The 20152-nt window shown below is 63.0% G+C and carries 20 protein-coding genes, 2 tRNA genes and 1 pseudogene; 10 read left to right on the top strand and 13 right to left on the bottom strand.

What is annotated here, in order from left to right; genetic code table 11:
* The first annotated feature begins 148 nt into the window (after nucleotides 1-148).
* Nucleotides 149-730 (top strand): carboxymuconolactone decarboxylase family protein, encoded by a 582-nt coding sequence (locus BLT08_RS14690; protein ID WP_090308982.1) that lies wholly within the window; start codon nucleotides 149-151, stop codon nucleotides 728-730.
* Nucleotides 731-959: 229 nt separating this feature from the next.
* Here BLT08_RS14690 and BLT08_RS14685 read toward each other — a convergent pair whose 3' ends face one another.
* From BLT08_RS14685 to BLT08_RS14675, 3 genes are all read right to left on the bottom strand, one after another.
* The gene (locus BLT08_RS14685; RefSeq protein WP_090308979.1) at nucleotides 960-1634 is read right to left on the bottom strand and encodes a cysteine dioxygenase family protein; all 675 of its coding nucleotides are present in this window, start codon (nucleotides 1632-1634) and stop codon (nucleotides 960-962) included.
* A gap of 238 nt (nucleotides 1635-1872) precedes the next feature.
* Nucleotides 1873-2262 carry a DUF8048 family protein gene (locus BLT08_RS14680; protein ID WP_090308975.1) on the bottom strand — a complete coding sequence of 130 codons (390 nt, stop codon included), beginning with the start codon at nucleotides 2260-2262 and terminating at the stop codon, nucleotides 1873-1875.
* 311 nt (nucleotides 2263-2573) lie between these two features.
* Nucleotides 2574-2647 (bottom strand) — tRNA-Phe (locus BLT08_RS14675).
* 224 nt (nucleotides 2648-2871) lie between these two features.
* Here BLT08_RS14675 and BLT08_RS14670 point away from each other — a divergent pair.
* From BLT08_RS14670 to BLT08_RS23090, 3 genes are all read left to right on the top strand, one after another.
* Entirely contained in the window at nucleotides 2872-3318 is a 447-nt protein-coding gene (locus BLT08_RS14670) for a DUF7344 domain-containing protein (RefSeq protein ID WP_006087790.1), read from the top strand.
* A gap of 414 nt (nucleotides 3319-3732) precedes the next feature.
* The gene (locus BLT08_RS14660; RefSeq protein ID WP_090308968.1) at nucleotides 3733-4644 is read left to right on the top strand and encodes a hypothetical protein; all 912 of its coding nucleotides are present in this window, start codon (nucleotides 3733-3735) and stop codon (nucleotides 4642-4644) included.
* A gap of 142 nt (nucleotides 4645-4786) precedes the next feature.
* Nucleotides 4787-4963: a hypothetical protein gene (locus BLT08_RS23090; RefSeq protein WP_175529328.1), complete on the top strand. Its 177-nt coding sequence runs from the start codon at nucleotides 4787-4789 to the stop codon at nucleotides 4961-4963.
* A gap of 116 nt (nucleotides 4964-5079) precedes the next feature.
* On the opposite strand, the gene BLT08_RS14655 is transcribed toward BLT08_RS23090, so the two are convergent.
* On the bottom strand, nucleotides 5080-5880 hold the full coding sequence (locus BLT08_RS14655) for a hypothetical protein (protein ID WP_090308964.1): 801 nt from the start codon (nucleotides 5878-5880) through the stop codon (nucleotides 5080-5082).
* A gap of 144 nt (nucleotides 5881-6024) precedes the next feature.
* Between BLT08_RS14655 and BLT08_RS14650 the strand changes: the two genes are divergently transcribed.
* Nucleotides 6025-7812: an ABC transporter ATP-binding protein gene (locus BLT08_RS14650; protein ID WP_090308960.1), complete on the top strand. Its 1788-nt coding sequence runs from the start codon at nucleotides 6025-6027 to the stop codon at nucleotides 7810-7812.
* Between the two features lie 269 nt (nucleotides 7813-8081).
* Entirely contained in the window at nucleotides 8082-8615 is a 534-nt protein-coding gene (locus tag BLT08_RS14645; protein WP_245724225.1) for a hypothetical protein, read from the top strand.
* 257 nt (nucleotides 8616-8872) lie between these two features.
* Here the strand turns inward: BLT08_RS14645 and BLT08_RS14640 are convergent.
* Nucleotides 8873-8946 (bottom strand) — tRNA-Val (locus tag BLT08_RS14640).
* Between the two features lie 60 nt (nucleotides 8947-9006).
* Between BLT08_RS14640 and BLT08_RS14635 the strand changes: the two genes are divergently transcribed.
* Complete coding sequence (locus BLT08_RS14635) at nucleotides 9007-9501, top strand: DUF192 domain-containing protein (protein ID WP_090308951.1); 495 nt, start codon at nucleotides 9007-9009, stop codon at nucleotides 9499-9501.
* A 92-nt stretch (nucleotides 9502-9593) separates the two neighbouring features.
* Entirely contained in the window at nucleotides 9594-11534 is a 1941-nt protein-coding gene (locus BLT08_RS14630; RefSeq protein WP_090308946.1) for an ABC transporter ATP-binding protein, read from the top strand.
* 68 nt (nucleotides 11535-11602) lie between these two features.
* Here the strand turns inward: BLT08_RS14630 and BLT08_RS14625 are convergent, their stop codons facing one another.
* The 3 genes from BLT08_RS14625 to BLT08_RS14615 all read right to left on the bottom strand — a co-directional run bounded on the left by BLT08_RS14625 (nucleotide 11603) and on the right by BLT08_RS14615 (nucleotide 14189).
* Entirely contained in the window at nucleotides 11603-12454 is an 852-nt protein-coding gene (locus BLT08_RS14625) for an ABC transporter permease subunit (protein WP_090308942.1), read from the bottom strand.
* Nucleotides 12451-13422, bottom strand: a complete 972-nt coding sequence (locus BLT08_RS14620) for an ABC transporter ATP-binding protein (RefSeq protein WP_090308938.1) — start codon at nucleotides 13420-13422, stop codon at nucleotides 12451-12453. Before BLT08_RS14620 ends, BLT08_RS14625 begins: the two co-directional genes overlap by 4 nt.
* A gap of 134 nt (nucleotides 13423-13556) precedes the next feature.
* The gene (locus tag BLT08_RS14615; protein ID WP_090308934.1) at nucleotides 13557-14189 is read right to left on the bottom strand and encodes a TetR/AcrR family transcriptional regulator; all 633 of its coding nucleotides are present in this window, start codon (nucleotides 14187-14189) and stop codon (nucleotides 13557-13559) included.
* A gap of 243 nt (nucleotides 14190-14432) precedes the next feature.
* Here BLT08_RS14615 and BLT08_RS14610 point away from each other — a divergent pair, with 243 nt between their 5' ends.
* Nucleotides 14433-15032 carry a YIP1 family protein gene (locus BLT08_RS14610; RefSeq protein WP_090308930.1) on the top strand — a complete coding sequence of 200 codons (600 nt, stop codon included), beginning with the start codon at nucleotides 14433-14435 and terminating at the stop codon, nucleotides 15030-15032.
* Nucleotides 15033-15079: 47 nt separating this feature from the next.
* On the opposite strand, the gene BLT08_RS23085 is transcribed toward BLT08_RS14610, so the two are convergent.
* Together BLT08_RS23085 and BLT08_RS23765 are read right to left on the bottom strand one after the other, a co-directional pair.
* Nucleotides 15080-15424, bottom strand: a complete 345-nt coding sequence (locus BLT08_RS23085) for a DUF5789 family protein (protein ID WP_175529334.1) — start codon at nucleotides 15422-15424, stop codon at nucleotides 15080-15082.
* A 459-nt stretch (nucleotides 15425-15883) separates the two neighbouring features.
* Nucleotides 15884-16165: pseudogene (locus tag BLT08_RS23765) on the bottom strand (phosphatase PAP2 family protein); the annotation flags it as partial.
* Nucleotides 16166-16554: 389 nt separating this feature from the next.
* Between BLT08_RS23765 and BLT08_RS14600 the strand changes: the two are divergent.
* Nucleotides 16555-17292, top strand: a complete 738-nt coding sequence (locus BLT08_RS14600; RefSeq protein WP_090308922.1) for a creatininase family protein — start codon at nucleotides 16555-16557, stop codon at nucleotides 17290-17292.
* A 45-nt stretch (nucleotides 17293-17337) separates the two neighbouring features.
* On the opposite strand, the gene BLT08_RS14595 is transcribed toward BLT08_RS14600, so the two are convergent.
* The 3 genes from BLT08_RS14595 to BLT08_RS14585 form a co-directional block, all read right to left on the bottom strand.
* Nucleotides 17338-17817: a DUF5790 family protein gene (locus tag BLT08_RS14595; protein ID WP_090308919.1), complete on the bottom strand. Its 480-nt coding sequence runs from the start codon at nucleotides 17815-17817 to the stop codon at nucleotides 17338-17340.
* Between the two features lie 584 nt (nucleotides 17818-18401).
* Nucleotides 18402-19511 (bottom strand): PAS domain-containing sensor histidine kinase, encoded by a 1110-nt coding sequence (locus BLT08_RS23760; protein ID WP_090308916.1) that lies wholly within the window; start codon nucleotides 19509-19511, stop codon nucleotides 18402-18404.
* 223 nt (nucleotides 19512-19734) lie between these two features.
* On the bottom strand, nucleotides 19735-20097 hold the full coding sequence (locus BLT08_RS14585; RefSeq protein ID WP_175529327.1) for a dihydroneopterin aldolase family protein: 363 nt from the start codon (nucleotides 20095-20097) through the stop codon (nucleotides 19735-19737).
* Nucleotides 20098-20152 lie beyond the last annotated feature (55 nt).

Genomic DNA, 20152 nt, shown 5'->3' with positions numbered 1-20152 from the left:
GACACGATGGACCGTCGCCACGAGTGAGGAAGTAACAGGAGAAGTATGAGCGCGGCGCCGCGGAGACGGGTCGTTCGCTCGAGGATGCAATCGACGACACGATCCGCTGCGGGCGTGACTATATGCCCCTCGAGCGAAACGCCACGGTATGGCACGAATCAGCTACGTCGATCCGGAGGACCTGCCGGCCGAGAAGCGAGACCTGCTCGACACGCTCTCCGACGCCGACGTGGACGACGCGGACCGCGGCCACTCGCTGACGGGTGGCACGCTGAACGTCTACCGGACGCTCGGGCGAAACGTCGCGCTACTTGAGGGGTTCCGAACCTACGGCTCCGTCGTCTGGACCAACAGCGGCCTCTCGGCGCACGAACGGGAGCTCGTCATCCTCGCGACCTCCTACTACGCGGAGACGGCCTACGAGTGGCACCAGCACGTTCGCGTCGCCCTTGACGAGGGGGTAGAGCCGGAGCAGATCCTCGCGGTCTCGCGCGAGGAACCCGACCGACTCGCGGACGAGTACGCGGCCCTCGTCGCGTACGTCGAGGAGTTCGTCGAGGGTGACGTGGCGGACGACACCCACGAGCGACTGGCCGCCCACTACGACGAAGCCGTGATCCTCGGCGTCGGCATGCTCTCCGGCTGCTATCTCGGGCTGGCGCGAGTGTTGCAGGGGCTGCAGGTGGACCTCGAGGACGAGTTCGTGGGATGGGACCTCGAGAACCTGTGAGTGAGATTGCCCGGTAGCCGGTTTCCGATCGACTCCGTTCGGACCGAGCCCTGGATAGTTCCGATCCACAGTTCGATATCACGCGAACGGGCGGCTCTCCACCTCGTCGAAACCGTCGCCGGGTTCCGAACGCCGTCCCGTAGTCGACAGCCGTGTTCGAGCGGAGTGCCACCTAGCGGATTCGAACCGGAGACAACACGAGGGCGCTACGAGGCGCCGTAGTTGTCGATCAGTGCTGGTGGCTATGCGAGTGGCCGTGATTGTCCGGGGGTGATAGCGACCGCTCGCACCGGACGTTCGTGTAGTGCGACTGAAACAGTTCCACGAACTCGTCGTCGGGATCGAACTGGTGGCGCTGGATACAGCCCACGTCTGCCCCGAGCAGGTGCACGCTCACGCTCGGCACGTCCGACGACGTCCGTACCTTGTGGATGTCGTTGTTCGGCGGGATGAGTTCGTAGAAATCGCCTCGTTCCACCTCCTCGGTACGGAGATGTTCGAGATCGGCGTGGCCGATGTGGTTGTCCTCGTCGTCCGCTCGGCGGTAGAAATCCTCCGTCTGCGTCCCCGAGTAGATGCCGACGAGTCCCCACGCGAGGTGATCGTGGACTGGCGTCTCGACGCCCGGCGGAAGCACGAGCGTGAACATCGTGAGCTTCTCCGGACGGCGGTACAGGAGCCACTGGGCGATGTCGCGCCCCATCTCCCCCTTGTCGTCGTAGCCGTCGGGAACGAGGCCGTCGTACGGTTCGGGAAGCCAATCGTCGTCGGTCAGCAGGTCCCGAAAGGGATCGCGGAGCGCTGCCAGGAGATCCGGAATCTCCTCGTGTGTGTCTGCGGCTTCGTCCACCGTGTCGACGAACGACCGGATGCGCTCGTTGTCGAGGTGCCATTCTTCGGTCATACCCTCCCTTTGCCGCGAAACGGCTTAACTCTCGTTCGGCTACGTTCCGCGTCGTTCGGAGAAATACGCCCTGTTTTCGAACCGGGAGAAACCGTCAGATGCTCGCTTCGCTCGGCGCTGTGACGTCCAGCGGTCAGAGTCCGGTCGGTTTCATCTCCGTCGCTCACGAGTTAGTCGCCACGGTACTGCCATCGCCCGAATGTGACCCGCGCCGAGACTGCAGTGGTCCCGGACCGAGCTAGAACTCCTCGGCGGTATCGATGCCGACGACGACGCCGCGGTCACCGTCTCCGAAGCGGTCGTCGACGCCGACCGCGTCCGCAAACACCAGTTGCGCCTGCTCGGAGTGAGCGAATTCGACCGCTGCGGCGACCTCGTCCTCGAATCCGAACTCGTCGGCTAGGTCGTCCCACACGGTTTCGGGAACGCGATACGCTCGAGTACCGTCGACAGTTGCGTACTCGTATTCCCGCTCGAGCGTGGAGTGGCGACCGATCAACGCCGCGTGAAGGACGACGAGCGCGTCCGAAATCGTCTCTGGGTCGACCCCGGATCGGTCGGCAGTCCGCTCGAGGACGGCATCGTCGATGTGTGCTTCGCTCGTCTCGGAGGACTGATCGTCGGACATTGGTTCGCGAGGAACGTCGTGGCCCGGCCGTTTTGGAGTTTCGCCGGGACTAATAAACGGCGCTTGCCGTATGTCGCTCCCGAAGGAGTCGTAGGGTCTCTGCTCACGTAAACGGGAACTCGTCGGGAATTCGTCGATCTTTGGTCGAGTCTGAGAGCTTCTCGAGTTGGTATCGGGCGAGAAAGGGATGCCGCCTCCCGGATTGTGAACTACGCGAACACGGTCGCTCGCTTCGCTCGCGCTGCGTGTTCTCTCGTTCAAACCGGTCGGTTGGATACTTTCCGCTCGGCGAATTGCCTCGCGGAAAAGTATGCCGCCTCCCGGATTTGAACCGGGGACAGCTCGATCTTCAGTCGAGTGCTCTCCCAGTCTGAGCTAAGGCGGCTCACTCACACATCCGTCGATGGTATAAAAAAGGATTTCGAATCGGAGTTGCTGTTCGTGTGAGTACCACCCACGGTAAGTTTTCCAGACAGTAATTCCCAGTAGGAACACGTATCGAACAATAACGGGGAGAATACGATCACGTTCATGAGCCATTGACCCGCGTCTGTTGGATTTCGGGATATTCAAGACACCCTTTTCCGGGCTGGCGAGTAATATCGTGTTATGGAAGCACTTACCTCGAGTCAGGAGGATCAAGAACTCTCTGCTGACACCATCCTCGAGTTGCTTGCCAACCGCCGCCGCCGATACCTCCTCTACGCGCTGCGCGGACAAGACGGCCCGATCGAGCTGTCGACGCTCGCCGAACAGGTCGCGGGCTGGGAGCACGACGTCCCGCCGGACGAAGTCGCCAAGAACGAGTACAAGAGCGTCTACGTCTCCTCGGTGCAGTGTCACGTCCCGAAACTGGCCGACGCGGGTGTCGTCGACCACGACGAGGACAATCACACCGTCGTCCTCTCGGAGAACTTCACCCAGCTCGAGCCGTACCTCCGCGTCGTCGTCAAGGACGAACCGGAGAACTCGACGCTCCACGCGGCCCTCACACAGGAGTCCGGAGACGGCCTGCTGGGTCAGATCCGGGAGAACGTCGCCCGACTCAAACACTAAGGCGTGGCATACGGCTGGACAGCGACGAGCAACGATCAGTTCGACTCGAGGCAGGGGGCCACTTTTTCCAGTGAGACGAACGGTTCGACACTGCTCGAGTCGATAGCCACGACTGCCGTCGCTGTCGGTATTTACCGCCGGGAGCGATTCCTGCAGATCGAAAGCGGTCACTGTGAGCGTATCCTCGAGTTACCGCACTCCGAGTGGAGCGATCGACGTCAGTAATCCCCAGTTCTCGACGTTGGGTGGAGGGTAATGGAATGCTATGGTGCAAACCGGACCGACAGCCGTGAGCGAGCACTCTCGACGACCGCTACCGGTCACCCCCAAAACGATCGTTGGCGCCGGAGACAACAGTTCGGATGACTATCACGGACCCATTACTGACATCGCAAAGCCACGTAGCCTCGCAAAATGGCCCGAGAACCCAGTCCGTGGGAGTTACTCGAACGTGCATCCTCGACGGCGCGGTCGGAGGGACCGCGCGAGTTGTACCGTCGAAGCGTTCCGGTGTACCGGCGGCGACGGGATCGACTCTGTCGACGACTGCTGTCTCGAGCGGGGGGCATTCCGGCCGGACGGACGTATCTCCGGGCGCGACGGCGAGTCGATCCCGAGTCGATCACGGACGCGGATCCCTTCGTTCGGCTGTGGCTCGATCCGGCCCGAATCGATCGACAGGTCCGAACGCCGTCGAAACGCTGGGGGCGAGTCGACGGTGGCGACTGGGATCGGGACACGGTCCCGGTCGGAGAGACGGCTGCCTACCGCAGCGTCGAGGCACACTTCGATCGGGGCGTTCCCTGGCGAGAGACGGCCGAGTTCGAGCAGTACCGCGAGCGACTCGCAGCCGGTGAACAGCCGAAGGGCTGTGCAACCGAGGCCGAACTCGAGGCGCGCTTCGAGGAGTTCGACGCGATCTACGAGCGAATCGCGACCGACGGCTACCGCTCGCAGCCGGAACTCTGGGCCGAGCGACCCGACTACCAGCGGGACGTCTTCTACAAGTGGGATCGGACGCTCGATCCGCGACTCGACGAGGTCACGGTGAGCATCGGCAGGGACGGAACGGTGTTACACGGCGACCGCGGCGACCACCGACTGGCCATCGCGAAGCTGCTGAATCTCGAGGAGATTCCCGTACTGGTCCGTCGCCGACACGCGCGCTGGCAGGCGATCCGCGACGAACTCTCAGCTGCGACGCGACGGTCGGCGCTGGCCGATCGGGCGAAAGCACACCTCGATCATCCAGACGTGTGCAAACTGCACGGGTTCGATTCCTCGAACGAGGGAAGGGGGGCCGCGATGTCGGTCCCGAGTAGTTGAGTAGCAGGAGTGCCCCGCAGCCGTTCGCTTCCGGCCGCACTATCGACGATTACCGACGGCGAATCGAACGGTATGGACCACGTGGTCGCCGTTCAGCCGCGCCTAACTAACCCCCTTCGTCGCGTCGTAACGGGTACGAAACATGCTCGAGAACCGAGACGACGACGCGTTCAGGCCGGCACCAGCCGACGCGGAGTGGGACCCGCAGTCGATGTCCGGCGTCGTCGGCGTGCGAATCGCGACGACTGACGACGATCGACCGTCGTCGACGGAGTGGATCTGGTCCTCGAAGTGGCTGGATCTCGTCGCTAAGCGCTAGCCGTTTCGGGTAGCAGTCACGGCGGGGACGTGGCTCGAACGTCGCTTTGGCCCGCACGGTGTCTCGACGAGCGTTCGTTCTCTGAGGAAGTAGTTCGCGAGCAGGTGACGCACCGCTCAGCCGTCGGTCTCGGCCAAGTCGCGGAGGTCGGGGTGGTCGGGAACCGTCCCCGATCGGCCGCAGTCGTCTCGATAGATCATCCAGTCTCGGTGGCGAACGAGGACGCCCACGGGAACCGACTCGAGACCCAGCAGCTTCGCGATGGCCAGTCGGTGGCGACCGTTGACGAACAGAAGGTCGCCGCCGCGACCGACGTCGACGAGCACCTCTTCGGTGACGCCGAGCAGGGAGCCGTAATCGAGGTCTCGCTGGGACCGGTAGCCGTCGCGTTCGATCCGCTCGTAGAGCGCATCGATCGCCGCACACCGATCCAGAATATCCTCGCGGGAGGTCAGACTCCGCCAGGACGGCTCGCCGGCGTCCGCCAGTTCGAGACAGCGCTCGACGAACGGGGTCTCGGTCCAGTCGACGCCGTCCTCGAAATGCGCGCGCATCGACTCGAAGAAGACGCTCTCGGTGAACCGATCGGCCCGGTACAGGTCGTATCGCTCCCGGTAGTCGTCGTCGACGATCTCCACGTCGTCGGTTCGGTCCCAGTCGCCGTCGCGGACGGTGCCCAGTTGTGCCTCCTTCTCGTGATAGGGGGGATAGGGACGACCGGTGAACGATCGAACGTTGGCCGGATCGACCGCCAGCGTCGCGAACGGATCCGGCGGATGATCGAACGGACCGAAGTCGTCGTCGACCGTTCGGCGAATGTAGGCGTTCTTGACCGGCGAGGGGACGTCGAACGGCAGATCGGCGTAGACGCGCTCTATGGTCCGAGTCGGCAGCGACGACCGATCGGGCAGTGACATACGGTGGGAAACGTCCCGTGGGCGCAAAAGATGGCAGAATCGTTCACGGTCCATAGTCGAATACTACCATCGGAGGCGAACACTCTCCACGCGGATAACGTTCCCATAACAATACCGTCTCGAACGGTCATACGAATCGAATTCATGTCTACCGAGGATCTCACGCGTCGCGAGAAGCTCCGGGGGTTGTACCTCGTTGCGACCTACCGCCCGGCACTCACGGTCTTCCTCATTGTCTTCAGCGGAATCGTCGCCGTACTGGAGGGCGTCGGGGTGAGCTTCATCATCCCGATCATCGAGATGGCGCAGGGGTCGGGCGAGGCCGCCGCTGACGACGAACTCGTCGGCGTCTTCCTGACCGCATTCGAGTTCATCGGGATACCGTTTACGCTCGGTTACATCGTGCTGACCGTCAGCGCGGTGATCACCGTTCGGTATCTCGCGTCGTTCGCCGTCGGCTGGATGCGCGTCTGGCTGCGGACCCACTACGTTCGCGACCTCCAGTCGCAGGCCTTCCGGAGCGCGCTCGACGCTCGAGTCGCCTACTTCGACAAGGAAGGCTCCGACGACGTCCTCAACGCGATCGTGACGCAGGCGGAGTACGCCGGAAAGGTGATCCGGGACTTTGTTCGCTTCTTCGAACAGGTGCTCCTGATCGGGATGTACCTCGCCATCGCCTTCTACATCTCGCCGCTCATGACCGTCGTCGCCGGGGTCGCCATCGTCAGCCTGACCTTCCTGGTTCGACACGTGCTCGAGGGCGGCTACGACGTCGGCGATCAGGTGGCCGACGCGAACGAGGGGATCCAACAGAGCGTCCAGACGGGGACCCAGGGGATCCGGGACGTGAAACTCATCGGGAAACACGACGAGATCTACGACACGTTCTCCACTCACCTCGAGCGCTTCACGAACTCGTCGATCAAACTCGGCCGCAACGAGGCCGCGATCGGCTGTGCGTACAACCTCGGGATCGCCGTCATGGTGTTCGGCCTGATCTACGTCTCGATCACGTTCGCGGATATGTCGCTTGGCGCGCTGGCCGCGTTCCTGTTCATCATGTTCCAGCTCGGCCCCCGCGTCAGCAACGCGAACGAGTACTTCTACAAGGTCGAAGGGCGGCTCCCACACCTCGTCCGAACGCAGCAGTTCATCGAGGAACTCGAGGCGAACAAGGATCACGAGGGCGGCGACCGACCGGTTCCCGAGACGCCGACGCCGTTGGCGTTCGAGGACGTCTCGTTCTCCTACGAACCCGACGAGCCGGTGCTCGACGACCTCTCCTTCCGCGTCGACGACGGCGAGTTCGTCGCGTTCGTCGGCCAGTCCGGCGAGGGGAAATCGACCATCGCCGCGCTGGTCGCCCGGCTCTACGAACCCGACAGCGGCGAGATCACCGCCAACGGCGACCCCATCGGCGAGTTCGACACCGACGAGTGGCGCTCGCGACTCGCGTTCGTCCGGCAGGACCCCTACATCTTCAACACGACGCTCCTCGAGAACGTCACGGCTGGGAACGCCGACGCATCCAGGGAGGAGATCGAAGAGGCCTGCGAAATCGCCCAGGTCACCGAGTTCCTCGACGAACTGCCCGAGGGCTACGACACCGAACTCGGCGACGACGGCGTTCGCCTTTCCGGCGGTCAGCGCCAGCGCGTCGCCCTCGCCCGCGCCCTGCTCGAGGACGCCGACATCCTCGTGTTGGACGAGGCGACGAGCGACCTCGACGCGAACATCGAACGCCGCGTCCAGGACGGCATCGAGGAGATGTCCCAGGAGTACACGATCCTCGCCATCGCCCACCGTCTCTCGACGGTTCGAGACGCGGATCGGATCTACACGCTCGAGGACGGCACTATCGCCGAACGTGGTGAGCACGGACAGTTGCTCGAGTTGGACGGCGCGTACGCGGAGCTGTACTCGGCGCAGTGATTGTGGCTCTAGTGTCGTGAGTTGTGGGCACTCGAGTTGGGATCGTCGATTCGTCTCGAGTCGAATCGGGCGGGAGGATCGTTTTCGTGGACCTATCGCGACGGGTTAGCGGAAGGGAGGTTGAGATGCTCGGCGGGAGATCGATTGTGAGCATCCAACGGCACGTACAGGGCAAGCAGGTACCGGTGTTCCTCTCACTCTCTTCAGTAACTGCAAAACGGGTGCAGAGCATGATTATGTTTATACGTTAGCATAAATTAGAGTGAATAATGAGACGACTCATTCGTCCAATGGTCATTCCGTTTTTTATGGCGCTCTTTCCGGCAGTGTGGTACATCAATCGTAACGTGACGACGGAGCGGCTACCACCCTACACGGAACCCACCACAGAAGTGGTCGCAATTGCTATCGGAACTGCGGTTTTCGGTTCTACCGTGTTTGCTGCGGTCGTCGCACGCTTCAGGCAGCAGCGTGGCGAGACTGAGCAGTATACGTTACCGTACCGTCAGCGGCTGTTTCAGCCAGATAATACCGCTCTCGCCGTATTCGGTATTTTCATCGCTGTCTCTTTCGTCTGGGCGCTCATCGAAATGGCTGGTTTTGGGCCGGCATGGCTTGGAGAACTACTACAGATAAGTCTTATTCCGATAGCTATTCCCCTAGTAGTTCTTGCACCGCTTGCAATACACTTTCACTGGGCAGTGGTTCTTGGACTCGTTCTCTGTGTCCTTTGGATGTCTCTTTTGGGGACCGTTTTTTCAGATGTCGTCCATCGCCGGACACTCCCTCTACTAACTAACTGAATTGCCTGTAGTGCCGGTCTTCACATCCTGTTCCTTCTATTTCCTCAGAGATGTGTCCGTGATCAATTCGTCCAGCCAGTGAGCGAGTGTTCCATCCGAACTACAGGAAGGAGTGTGACAGCGGGCGAGTTTCGATGGTGGGCTCGAGCGGGTTCGAACCGAAATCAGACGTGCTCGCTTCGCTGCGCGCGACTGATAGGGTTCGAACCCGCCCTCACATACATTTCTGTGGCTCGCGGAATTGCTCGCCACAGAAATGGGCTCGGGCGGGTTCGAACCACCGACCTCGGCCTTGTAAAGGCCGCGTCATAACCAGCTAGACCACGAGCCCGTATGCCGACCAAATCCCCCCGTCCGAATAACCTTTACTTTCTCACGCCGCAGGATCGGTATGGTCCTCGAGCGGGTCTGGAAGTCACTCCTCCTCATCGCCACTCTCTCCCTGATTGGCCTGCTCGTCCTCCAGTTGGGATTCGTCACCCCGCCCTGGGCCGAGGAGCGAGCCGAGGTTCGCGTCCTCGAGGCCGACACCGGCGACGAACTCGCCGTCATCGACGCCGAGGTCGCGGACACCCGCGCCGAACGCTACACCGGGCTGAGCGATCACGACTCGCTCGCCGACGGCGAGGGAATGCTGTTCGTCCACTCGAGCGAGGGCGAACGAACCTACGTCATGCGCGAGATGGACTTCGACATCGATATCATCTTCGTCGACGCCGACCGCGAGATCACGTCCATCGAGGAGGCCCGCGCACCCGAGACCGACGAGGACGGCGAGGATCTCGAGCACACCGGGCAGGCCCAGTACGTCCTCGAGGTGCCGCGAGGCTACGCCGACGGGATGGGAATCGAACCGGGCGACGTGATCGAAATCGAGTACCGATGAGCCCCACACGAAAACGTCCGGAGCGCGCTCGGCCGTCGAGATGTTTCGGTTCGTAGCAACCCTTATTGGCAACGGACCCCGAGCCGAACGCAATGGAGGACGTCGACTGGGACGATGACGACCCCTTCGAGGAGCAGCGCGAGCAGGTCGAGAGTCCGATGCGTCGCTTGCTCTTCGAGTACGGTCGTCCCTACTGGTTTTCGGCTACCGTCGGGCTGATCTCGAGCGTGCTCGCGCGAGCGCTGGATCTGTTGCCTGCACTGTTGCTCGCCGTCGCCATCGACGCGATTTTCGGTGATGCGGCCTTCGCCGAGCAGGTCCCGCTCGTGATCCTGCCCGAAGCGTGGCTGCCGGCGACGCGCGAAGGCCAGTTCTGGTTCGTCGCCGCCGCTATCGCGGGCTCGTTCGTCCTCGGTGCGATCTTCCACTGGCTGCGCAACTGGGGGTTCAACGCGTTCTCGCAGGACATTCAACACGACGTCCGGACCGCGACCTACGACAAGATGCAGCGCCTGGATATGGAGTTCTTCGCCTCGAAACAGACCGGCGAGATGATGTCGGTCCTCTCGAACGACGTCAACCAACTCGAGCGCTTCCTCAACGAGGGGATGAACTCCGCGACGCGGCTGATCGTCATGGTCGTCGGGATCTCATTTCTGCTGTTCTGGCTCAACCCGCAACTCGCACTGGTCTCGCTCGCACCCGTCCCGCTGATCGCGATCTTTACCTACATCTTCGTCAAGAAGATCCAGCCGAAGTACGCCGCCGTCCGCTCCTCGGTCGGGAAGGTAAACTCCCGGCTCGAGAACAACCTCGGCGGGATCGGCGTCATCAAGTCCTCGAACACCGAGCCCTACGAGTCCGACCGCGTCGAGGACGTCTCGAAGAAGTACTACAATACGAACTGGGAGGCCATCTGGCTGCGCATTCGATTCTTCCCGGGCCTCCAACTCATTTCGGGAATCGGCTTCGTCCTCACGTTCGTCGTCGGGGGCTACTGGGTCTTCACCGGCACCGCGCCGGGGCCGTTCACGGGGACGCTCCAGGAAGGTGTCTTCGTCGCGTTCATTCTCTACACGCAGCAGCTCGTCTGGCCCATGGCCCAGTTCGGCCAGGTCGTCAACATGTACCAGCGAGCGGAGGCCTCGAGCGAGCGCATCTTCGGTCTGATGGACGAACAGGGCCGGATCGAACGCGACGAAGGGGCCGCGGATCTCGAGGTGACGGCGGGACGCGTCGAGTACGAGAACGTAAGCTTCGGTTACGAACAGAACGAGCGGATCATCGACGACGTCTCGTTCGACGTCGACGGCGGCGAGACGGTCGCGCTCGTCGGCCCGACGGGGGCCGGGAAGTCGACCGTGCTCAAACTCCTCCTCCGGCTCTACGACGTCGACGACGGAGCCATCCGGATCGACGGTCAGGACGTCCGCGAGGTCTCCCTGCCGAGTTTGCGCCAGTCGATGGGGTACGTCGGTCAGGAGTCGTTCCTCTTCTACGGCACCGTCGAGGAGAACATCACCTACGGCACCTTCGACGCCTCCCGCGAGGAGATCGTCGAGGCGGCGAAGTCCGCCGAGGCTCACGACTTCATTCGGAATCTGCCCGACGGCTACGACACGATGGTCGGCGAGCGCGGCGTCAAGCTCTCGGGCGGCCAGCGCCAGCGCGTCGCCATCGCCCGCGCGGTGCTCAAAGATCCCGATATCCTCGTGTTGGACGAAGCGACCAGCGACGTCGACACCGAGACGGAGATGCTCATCCAGCGCTCGATCGACGATCTGACCGAGGAGCGGACCACGTTCGCCATCGCCCACCGGCTCTCGACGATCAAGGACGCCGACCAGATCCTGGTGCTCGAGGGCGGGAGTGTCGCCGAACGCGGCAGCCACGACGAACTGCTGGAGAACGGCGGGCTCTACTCGCACCTCTGGGGCGTCCAGGCCGGCGAGATCGAGGAGTTGCCCCAGGAGTTCATCGAGCGTGCCCAGCGCCGAACTGCGCGGACGGAAGCCGGCGATGACGACGACTGATCGCCGGTCGAACGCGATAGAATAGCAGTGCCGTCACCGAATGCGATTTTCTCGAGATCGGTCGACGGTTAGCTGAGAATCGTCCGATTGAACCGGTAGTAGCCGATCGCGAGCGGGACCAGGATCCACGCGGCGACGAACACCCAGGCGAACCAGGGCTCGAGGTAGAACGGAACGTCACCGGCGAGTCGATCCGCCGGCGGGACGGTCTCGACACCGGCGATGTCGACGAGCGTTCCGGAGATCACCGCGAGCGGCTCCCAGATACCGAGTCGTTCGACGAAGAGGTACCAGGTCGGGAGATCGGTGGTGCCGGGAAGTTCTCGCTCGAGTAGCCAGTAGATCGCCATCGGGACGGCCCACCAGAGCCAGTCGGTGACGATGTAGATACCGAGCACGCCGGCGACCGCCTTCGCGCGGGTGCTGACGCTCGCGGAGACGCCGACGGCGAGAGCAACGTACACCAGTCCGATGAGCACGGAGAACGCGAGGAGACTGACGTAGGTCACGACGTCGAACCCGTCGTAGAGGATTGCGATCACGATGCCGCCGACGACGAAGCCGATCACCGTCGGAACGGCGACGACGGCGGCTCGACCGAGAACCTTCCCGATGATCACGTCGAGACGGCTGTTCGGCAGCCCGAGCAGGAACCGAATGCTCCCGGATTCGCGTTCTCCGACGATCGCCTGATAGCCGACGACGAGCCCGATGATCGAGATCATCGTCACGACCACCGTAAAGAGGAAACTCAACGCCTCGTCGAACCCGGGGGCCGGTCCCTGGCCGGGGGTGTGGAGGAGGTGTGGGATGGACGAGATGCCCGCGACGAGCAGGATCATCAGCGCGGAGAGGATCCAGAGCATCATCGATCGGCTCGCGTCCGCGAAATCCTTCCGCGCGATCTGCACCCAGCTCATGCGTCGACCTCTTCGAGAGCCGCTTCGGCTCGAGACGCTCGCGCGTCGCCGCGGGTCGCCCCGTCACCGGTGGTGAACGCAGCGAACAGATCGTCGAGCGAGTGGTCCTCGGCGGTGATGTCGGCGATCACGCCGCCCGCGTCCTCGACCGCGTTGATGACCACGGCCTTCGACCGCGAGTTCGACACCGACGTCACGATGTCCGTGCCATCGACGCGGACGTCGAGGACGCCGTCGACCGGCTCGAGGCGCGACACGATTCCGTCGGGGACGGCGTCGACGGTCAGGATGAGCCGAGATTCGTCGTCGAACTGGTCTTTCAACGCGTCGATCGAGTCCTCGGCGACGAGTCGGCCGCCGCTCATGATTCCGACGCGGTCGCAGATCGCCTCGACCTGTTCCATGATGTGGCTCGAGAAGAACACCGTCGCGCCGCGGTCGAGTTCTTCCTGAATGATCGCACGCATCTCGCGGGCCCCGTTGGGGTCGATCCCGGAGGACGGCTCGTCGAGGATGAGTAACTCGGGTTCGCCGACGAGAGCCATCGCGAGCGCGACGCGCTGTTTCATCCCCGTCGAGAAGCCGCCGGCCTTGCGGTCGGCGGCGTCGGAGAGTCCGACGCGCGACAGGAGGTCGTCGGGGTCGTCCGTAGCCCCTTTCGTGTCGATGGCGAACTGAACGTGCTTTCGGGCGGTCAGACGCTCGTACATCCCGAAGTCCTCCGGGAGCACGCCGATCGACTGGCGGATGGCGAGCGACTCGTCTTCGATGTCGTAGCCGAGTACCGTCCCCGAGCCCGACGACGGCGGCGTGAAGCCCAGCAGCATGTTGATGGTCGTCGATTTCCCCGCGCCGTTCGGGCCGAGAAAGCCGTAGGCCTCGCCGTCTCGGACGTGGAGGTCGAGCGACTCGACGGCGACGACGTCTCCGAATCGTCGAGCGAGTCCGCTCGTCTGGATGGCGGTCATTGAATCACTCCTAGTTTACCGAACGGGAAACGTCATAACTATACCGATCAGTTCGACGTGGAATCAACGGCCGAACCGAGGCATAGAATGTACGCGACGACGCTCGGGGGACTCGAGCGCCGACCGTTCGGCGATCAGTCCGTCGCGGACGAGGTGTCAGCAGGAACCAGTTGGCTAATGACGAGTCGATCGATCATCGCTCGCGTTTCGAGGAGCGCGTCGTCGTTACCGAGAAAGATCTTCTTGCTCTGTGCGCCGGTAATGAGATCGTCCAGCACCTTCGCGAGTCGGAGCGTGTCGACGTCCTCGAAAACGCCCTGGTCGATTCCCCCCTGCATGATAGTGTGAAAGTGATCGACGAGTTCGTCGGTGAGCCGGTTGATCAGTACCTGATGATCCCGGTTGTGGTGGGACTGCGCCATGATCTCGTACAGCGCCGTCACGAACATCCAGTAGTCGAAGTCCGCTATCGCTTCGCCCAGGAGAACTCGGTCGATCTCGTCGTTCAGTTTCGCCAGCGGGTCGTCACCCGGAGAACTGTCTAACTCCCGGCTGTACTGATCGACGAGGACCGAGAGCGTCTCGGTCACCAACTCGTCTTTGCCGTCGAAGTAGTGATGGATAAGTTGGCGACTCTTCGGAAACTCGGCGTCGATATCGCGGACACGCAGGTCGAGGTAGCCCGTCTTGGAGAGCGCGAGGAGCGTCGCCTCGACGAGTTCTTCGTACGTGTCGTCCGGAATCGATGGAGGGGATGGTGTGGTCATCGGCGGTCGGTCGTGACCTACGAGTAGCAACCCAATCGACTTGAACCGTTCTCACCGCGCTCTCCGATCGCTGGCTCGCTCGGGCGTCGACACGCAGTCATCGACCGGTCACGACCGGTCATCGAACGAACCCGATGATACGGAAGGCGAACGCTATCAGCACAAATACCGACACCGCTCGACGTTCGTATTACGTTCTATAGGTACCGAAACAGATAGTATGTTCGAACCGTCACATCGGGTATGCCGCCGCGAACACCGCTGTTCGATCCTGCGGGCTACTTCGAAACGCGTTCCGAGACGCTACAGCAGGGACTGGCCGTCTTCGTGGCGTACACCCTCCTGGAGGTCGTCTGGCTTTCCGTCGTTATCTGGCAGCTCTTCGTCCCCGACAACACGCTGGCGATGACGCTCAATCTGTTAGTCACGTCGGCGACCCTGGGGGGCATCACGTTGCTCGTCGTCGCCGCGATCATGCACTTCGGAAGCGGGGGTGCGAACGCGAGCGGGTCGCACACCGACGCGGTCGCCGTCGCCGGCTGGGCGTACGCACCGAATATCGTCGTGTTCGTTCCGACGGCACTCTACGGCTGGCGACAGCTGCAGCAGCTGACGTACACCACGTTTACGCCCGAAGAGCTCACCGCCGATATCGCCGCCGTACCGGCGCTGAGCGAACTGGCGGCCGTGCAACTGATCACGGCGTTCATCGCGATCCTCTGGAGCATCTATCTTCTCACGCACGGAATCTCGAAAACGCACTCAGTACTGCCCAAAATAACCGTTGTCCCGGCGTTTTTCATCGGCATCGGATCCTTCATACTGCTGGTTTTTGGCCCGTAAACTCGCGTCGGGACGAGCTACCCGAGCGAACGGCCCTCGGCGACCCCTCAGAACGACTCCTGACCTTCCTGGTCGTCCTGGTCCGGTGCGCCCTCGTCCTGACGGTCCTCGCCCGTCGCGGGGGGCGTGCGGTCGCTGTAGTTCTTCCGTCCGATGGCCTCGTCGCCGACCATGTTCATGATCGCCTGTTCGACCTCGCCGTAGTCTCGGTACTCGTCCTCGTTCAGCGGGCCGATGACGTCCTCGAGCGTCGACGTCTCGCCTTCCATTTCGATCTCCTCGTCGCCGTACGCCTCGAGCAACTCGTCTTCGCTCATCGGATACTCCGCGGACTCGAGTTGGTCGCCGAGTTCGCCGAGTTCGACGCCCAGCTGTCGGTTGTCGTCGGTCATACGAGAACTGTCGGCGAGGCGTCGGAAACCGGTTGGCCCTGCGTTCGCCACTCGCGAAGACCGGCGAGAGCCGGACGCTCGTCGGGACCGAATCACCGCCGGCGCGACGACGAGCGCGCCGAGCCCGGCAGCGGGACCGACTGATTGTAACCCGCCACCAACGACGACGAGCGCGACGAGAAGTCCGAGCGCAACCGTCGCCGACTCCGCGTGATACGCGGGCCGTGCGGACGAGAGCCGACCGGAGCGAGGGCGGGCGAACGACCAGACCGCCAGACCGCCGGCTGCGAGTGCGGCGTACGCCACCGATCGACCCGCAAAGCCGCTGACGCCGACCGCGACGAGCGCGAGACCGAGCGCCAGCGCGAAGGCGGTCGTCGTTCGATCGACCGGCGACCGCTCGAGCAGCCACCAGACCGTCGCGAGGTAGGCGACTCCGACGGCGATCCCGGCGACGATATCGCCGGGGTAGTGGACGGCGAGGACGACCCGCGAGAAGCTCACCGCGAGCGCGAGGACGCCCGCGGCCGCGAGTCGGCTGCGACGCGTGCCGAGGGGAATCGCCAGCGCCAGCGCTCCGTAGGCGACGGTGGCTCCGACCGCGTGGCCGCTCGGAAAGCCGTAGCCGCCAAGCGTCACCGTCGAGACGTACGTCGACTCGAGCGCCGTCGGTAGCGTGCTCGGGGTCGTCGCGACGAGCTCCGGCCGCGGCAACGCGAAGAGATACTTCAGCGCGGTCATCGCGGCCAGCCCGCCGACGACGACGCCCACGAGCCAGACGGCGGGCGCGCGGTCGGCGTTTGGTGCGGTCGAGTCCGTCTCCGAACCCGTCCCCGGATACTCGAGTCCGTTCGGCGTTCCCCGCCACGTCAGCAACCACGACGCCACGATCGCGATCGAAATGAGGGCCGCGACGTCGCCGAGGCGGGTCACGAGTGCAGCGAGCAGGAGCAGCCACTCCGGAACGGAGCCGTGGAGGGCCTCGAGAGCGTCGCCGCCGCGATACATAGCGTCGAATTTCACGCACCGTCGGATACGGACGGGACCGGCAGGGGCAAGCGTACTAAATGGGGGTGAGAGCGAGTCGCGCCCACCGGGAGTTTCTTGGCCGCTCCGTGGGAGTACTCCCCATGAACCTACGCGACGCGACGTGGACGGACGTTCGCGACTGCGAGACCGATCTCGCGGTCGTCCCCGTCGGGAGTACGGAACAACACGGCCCCCACGCGCCGCTCGGGACGGATGTCATCGCCGCGGAAGCAGTCGCCGACGCCGGAATAGCCCGCGTCGACCGCGAGGTCGTGCGCGCGCCGGCGATTCCGGTCGGCGTCGCCGAAGAGCACCGCCAGTTCCCCGGGACGATGTGGGTCTCCGACGAGACGTTCCGGCGCTACGTCCGCGAGGCCGTCGAGAGCCTCGCCTACCACGGCTTCGACCGCGTGGTCATCGTCAACGGCCACGGGGGCAACATCGACGCGTTGCGGGAGGTCGGCGGTCGACTCACCCGCGACGGCGACGCCTACGCCGTCCCGTTCACCTGGTTCGAGGCCGTCGGCGAACACTCCGCGGAGATGGGCCACGGCGGGCCGCTCGAGACCGCCCTGCTTCGCCACTGCGAGCCCGACCTGGTTCGCGAGGATCGGATGGATGAAGCTCAATCCGGGCGAGCCGACGGCTGGGGCGAGTGGGTGAGTTACACGAATTTGGCCTACGATTCGGCGGAGTTCAGCGAGAACGGCGTCGTCGGGGATCCCGAGGCGGGCGACGAGCGGCGCGGCGAGGAACTGCTCGAGCGAGCGGGCGACGCGCTGGCGCGACTGCTCGAGGCCGTCGTGGAGCGAGACGTCTCGCGACCCGAGCGTCGGTAGCAGGCTCGACCGAGCGAGTATCGGTGACCGTGCGTCGGCTCGAAATTACTCTTCGTCTTCCTCGTCTGCGTCGTCCTCGTCAGCTTCACTCTCCGCTTCCTCCTCCTCTTCGTCGTCGTCCTCGTCCTCGGCGGGACCGGCGTCCTCGAGCGTGCCGCGAAGGGCCGGAATCGTCGAGGTGAGTTCGCCGACCTGTTCGCCGGCGTCGGAGATGTCCTCGATGGCTTCCTCGAGGTCGCCGATCTCCTCCTCGAGGTCGTCGGCGTCCTCGAAGGCGTCGGCTCGCTGCCCCATCGTGAACCACTTTTTGGCGTCGCGGAGGTGGTCTTCGGCGTCGCCGGCGTTCAACGCCGAATTCAGTCCGTTGAGCACGCCCAGCACGTTGTCCGCGTCGGTCTCCCAGACGTCGTCGGCGCTCGGCAGCGCGTCCCAGGCCTCCTCGAGCGAGGCTTCGACGTCTTCGCGCATCTCGTTGGCGGCTTCACCGAACAGTTCCTCGTCGTCGCCGAACGTCGCTTGGCTCATGTCATTCCCTTCACCGTGACTGGGGTTAAAAGGTCGCCCGAAAGTGAAAGTGAAAATCGACTCGAGCGGGGTGATACTGGCCGAACGGCAGCGAAGTTTCGAAAGGGAGGTCGATCCAGTCTCGAGGAGGAACGGAAGATGGCGGAAGCTAACTCGAACCAATCAGTGCAGCAACCCCTTTTACCGGGGGCATCGGCTGTCGTCTGCGACGCCAGCCTCAACCCCCGGCAAAACCCGTTGATGCTGTCAGAACGCATCGCGTTCTGACTGTTAATCAGAGTCGCAAGGCGGCTCTGATGATGCCAAAAGGCCGCCGTCACGGGGTTTCACCCCACTCCGGCGGCGAACCGCTCGCTTTGCTCGCGGACGGTGAGGGTCTTCCGCAGTGTTCCACTCGCAAGCGGAGTGAGCGAATCCGAGGCGGAAAAAGGTACGTGGTCCTCTCTACTGATCATTGTGAAGCGTTCGATGGCACGCTGTTTCAGTGGCAACGATAGTAAGAACTGAGACGGACTGCTGCACGTCATTGCCGGTGCAACCGCGACCGCCAGATGATTTTCGGTACGTCACTACAGAGGACCGTATCAGTGGGTACCGTAGTCGTTCACGTTGACGTTCGAAATCTCGAGACGGACACCGCCGGTTTCTGAATCCGTGATACGGACGTCCCAGCCGTGGACGTCGACGATCTCCTTGATAATCAGGAGACCGTAGCCGGTTCCCGTATCCGACGTGGAGTAGCCGGCCTCGAACACCTGCTCCTGTTCGGCTTCGGGAATGCCCTTCCCGTCGTCAGCGATGTAGAACCCGTTTTTCTCCTCGAGCAGCCCGACCTGAACCGTGACGTCCTGCGCACCGTGTTCGACGGCGTCCTCGCGAGCTTGTGAGTGAGGGCTTGTGGAACCGTGTTCCACTGCGTTCCGAAACGCGTTCTCGAAGAGCTGACCGACGAGACTCCTGTCGGCCTCGATCGTTCCGAGATCGGCCATCTCCGCGAGCTGACCCCGATCCTCGCCCGTTATCTGCCAGGCCCGTCTGGCTGTTTCCGCGAGATCGACGGATTCGGTCGTCTCAGCCGCTTTTCCGATCCGAGAGAGGGTCAACACGTCCGTGATGATCTCCTCGATTCGAGTGAGCGCCTGTTCGACTACGTCGAGGTACGTGTGACTGAATTCGTCCGTCACGAACTCGAGGTACCCCTTTGCGGTGGTCAAAGGGGAACGAAGATCGTGAGAGAGAATGTTGGCGAACCGTTCGAGGCGTTCGTTCTGTCGCTCGAGTTCGAGTTCGGTGCGTTTCCGGCCCGTGATATCGATCGTGACGCCGACCACTTCGGGCACTTCCCCCGGGCCACTCTCGAGCGGGAAAATACGAGTTTCGACCCACCGAATCTCGCCATCCGGTCGGATGATACGAAACTCTTCCTGGACGGACTCCCCGTTCAGGATGCGCTCATCAGCGCCCGCCATCATCTTCGCGACCAGATCATAATCGTCAGGGTGAGTGGCCTCGGTAACGACGGACAAATCCTCCCTCACATCTTCGACGGGACGCCCGTAGATCTCTTCGAACGAGGGACTCAAGTAATCGACGCCGGACGGGTCTCCCGACCAGACGATGACGCTCTCAAGCCGATCGACGAACTCGTGAAAATCAGCACGTTCCGTCAACTGTTGCTGAAAAGGCTGTGGCATATGGCCAGGTATTGTACTCCACTTGGGATAGCCTTGGCGGGGTGAAATACGGCCGCAAACGTATCAAAAGCACCGAATAAGGCATCAGCCCTTGTTTCATATTTCGCGTTACAATAACGTCGTCTACGGGGACGGCCGTTCACCAACGTGGATGGTCTTCGGACAGAACAAGTCGAGTGCCCGAGGTCGAAATCTCCCAAAGCGACCGAGAACAGCTGGGGTACTACCGATCCCGAACCGACTCCACGCGCATCAGCGGATAGCCGTCCTCCATTTCCATTCGCGTGACGACCTCACAGCCCTCGTAGTCGACGACGATGTCGACCTCGAGGAATCGACCGGTCAGTTCGGTGTAGTCGGCCGCCGAGTCGGCGAGTTCGGCCTCGAGTTCGTCGACCAACACCTCGACGGTCACGTCGGTACAGTGGGGCTGATTCTCGATCGACTCCTCTATCGCCTGCGCGAGACTCGCGGCGCTGTCCGGCGAGACCGGCGTGCCGGCGAACTGGTGGTAGAGCGTGCCGAACTTGATGCCGGCCTCGAAGCAGGCGGCCTCGGCAACCGTGGGGTCCGTGTCGGTGGTCATGTGAACGTGCTCGAGTGCGGTCGGCAAGGGGATTACGATGCGGGCGGCGTGTCAC

This window comes from Natronorubrum texcoconense (assembly GCF_900100335.1).
Lineage (GTDB): Archaea > Halobacteriota > Halobacteria > Halobacteriales > Natrialbaceae > Natronorubrum > Natronorubrum texcoconense.
Note: the sequence above shows the minus strand (reverse complement) of the source record. Positions and strands in the feature narration are given on the sequence as shown.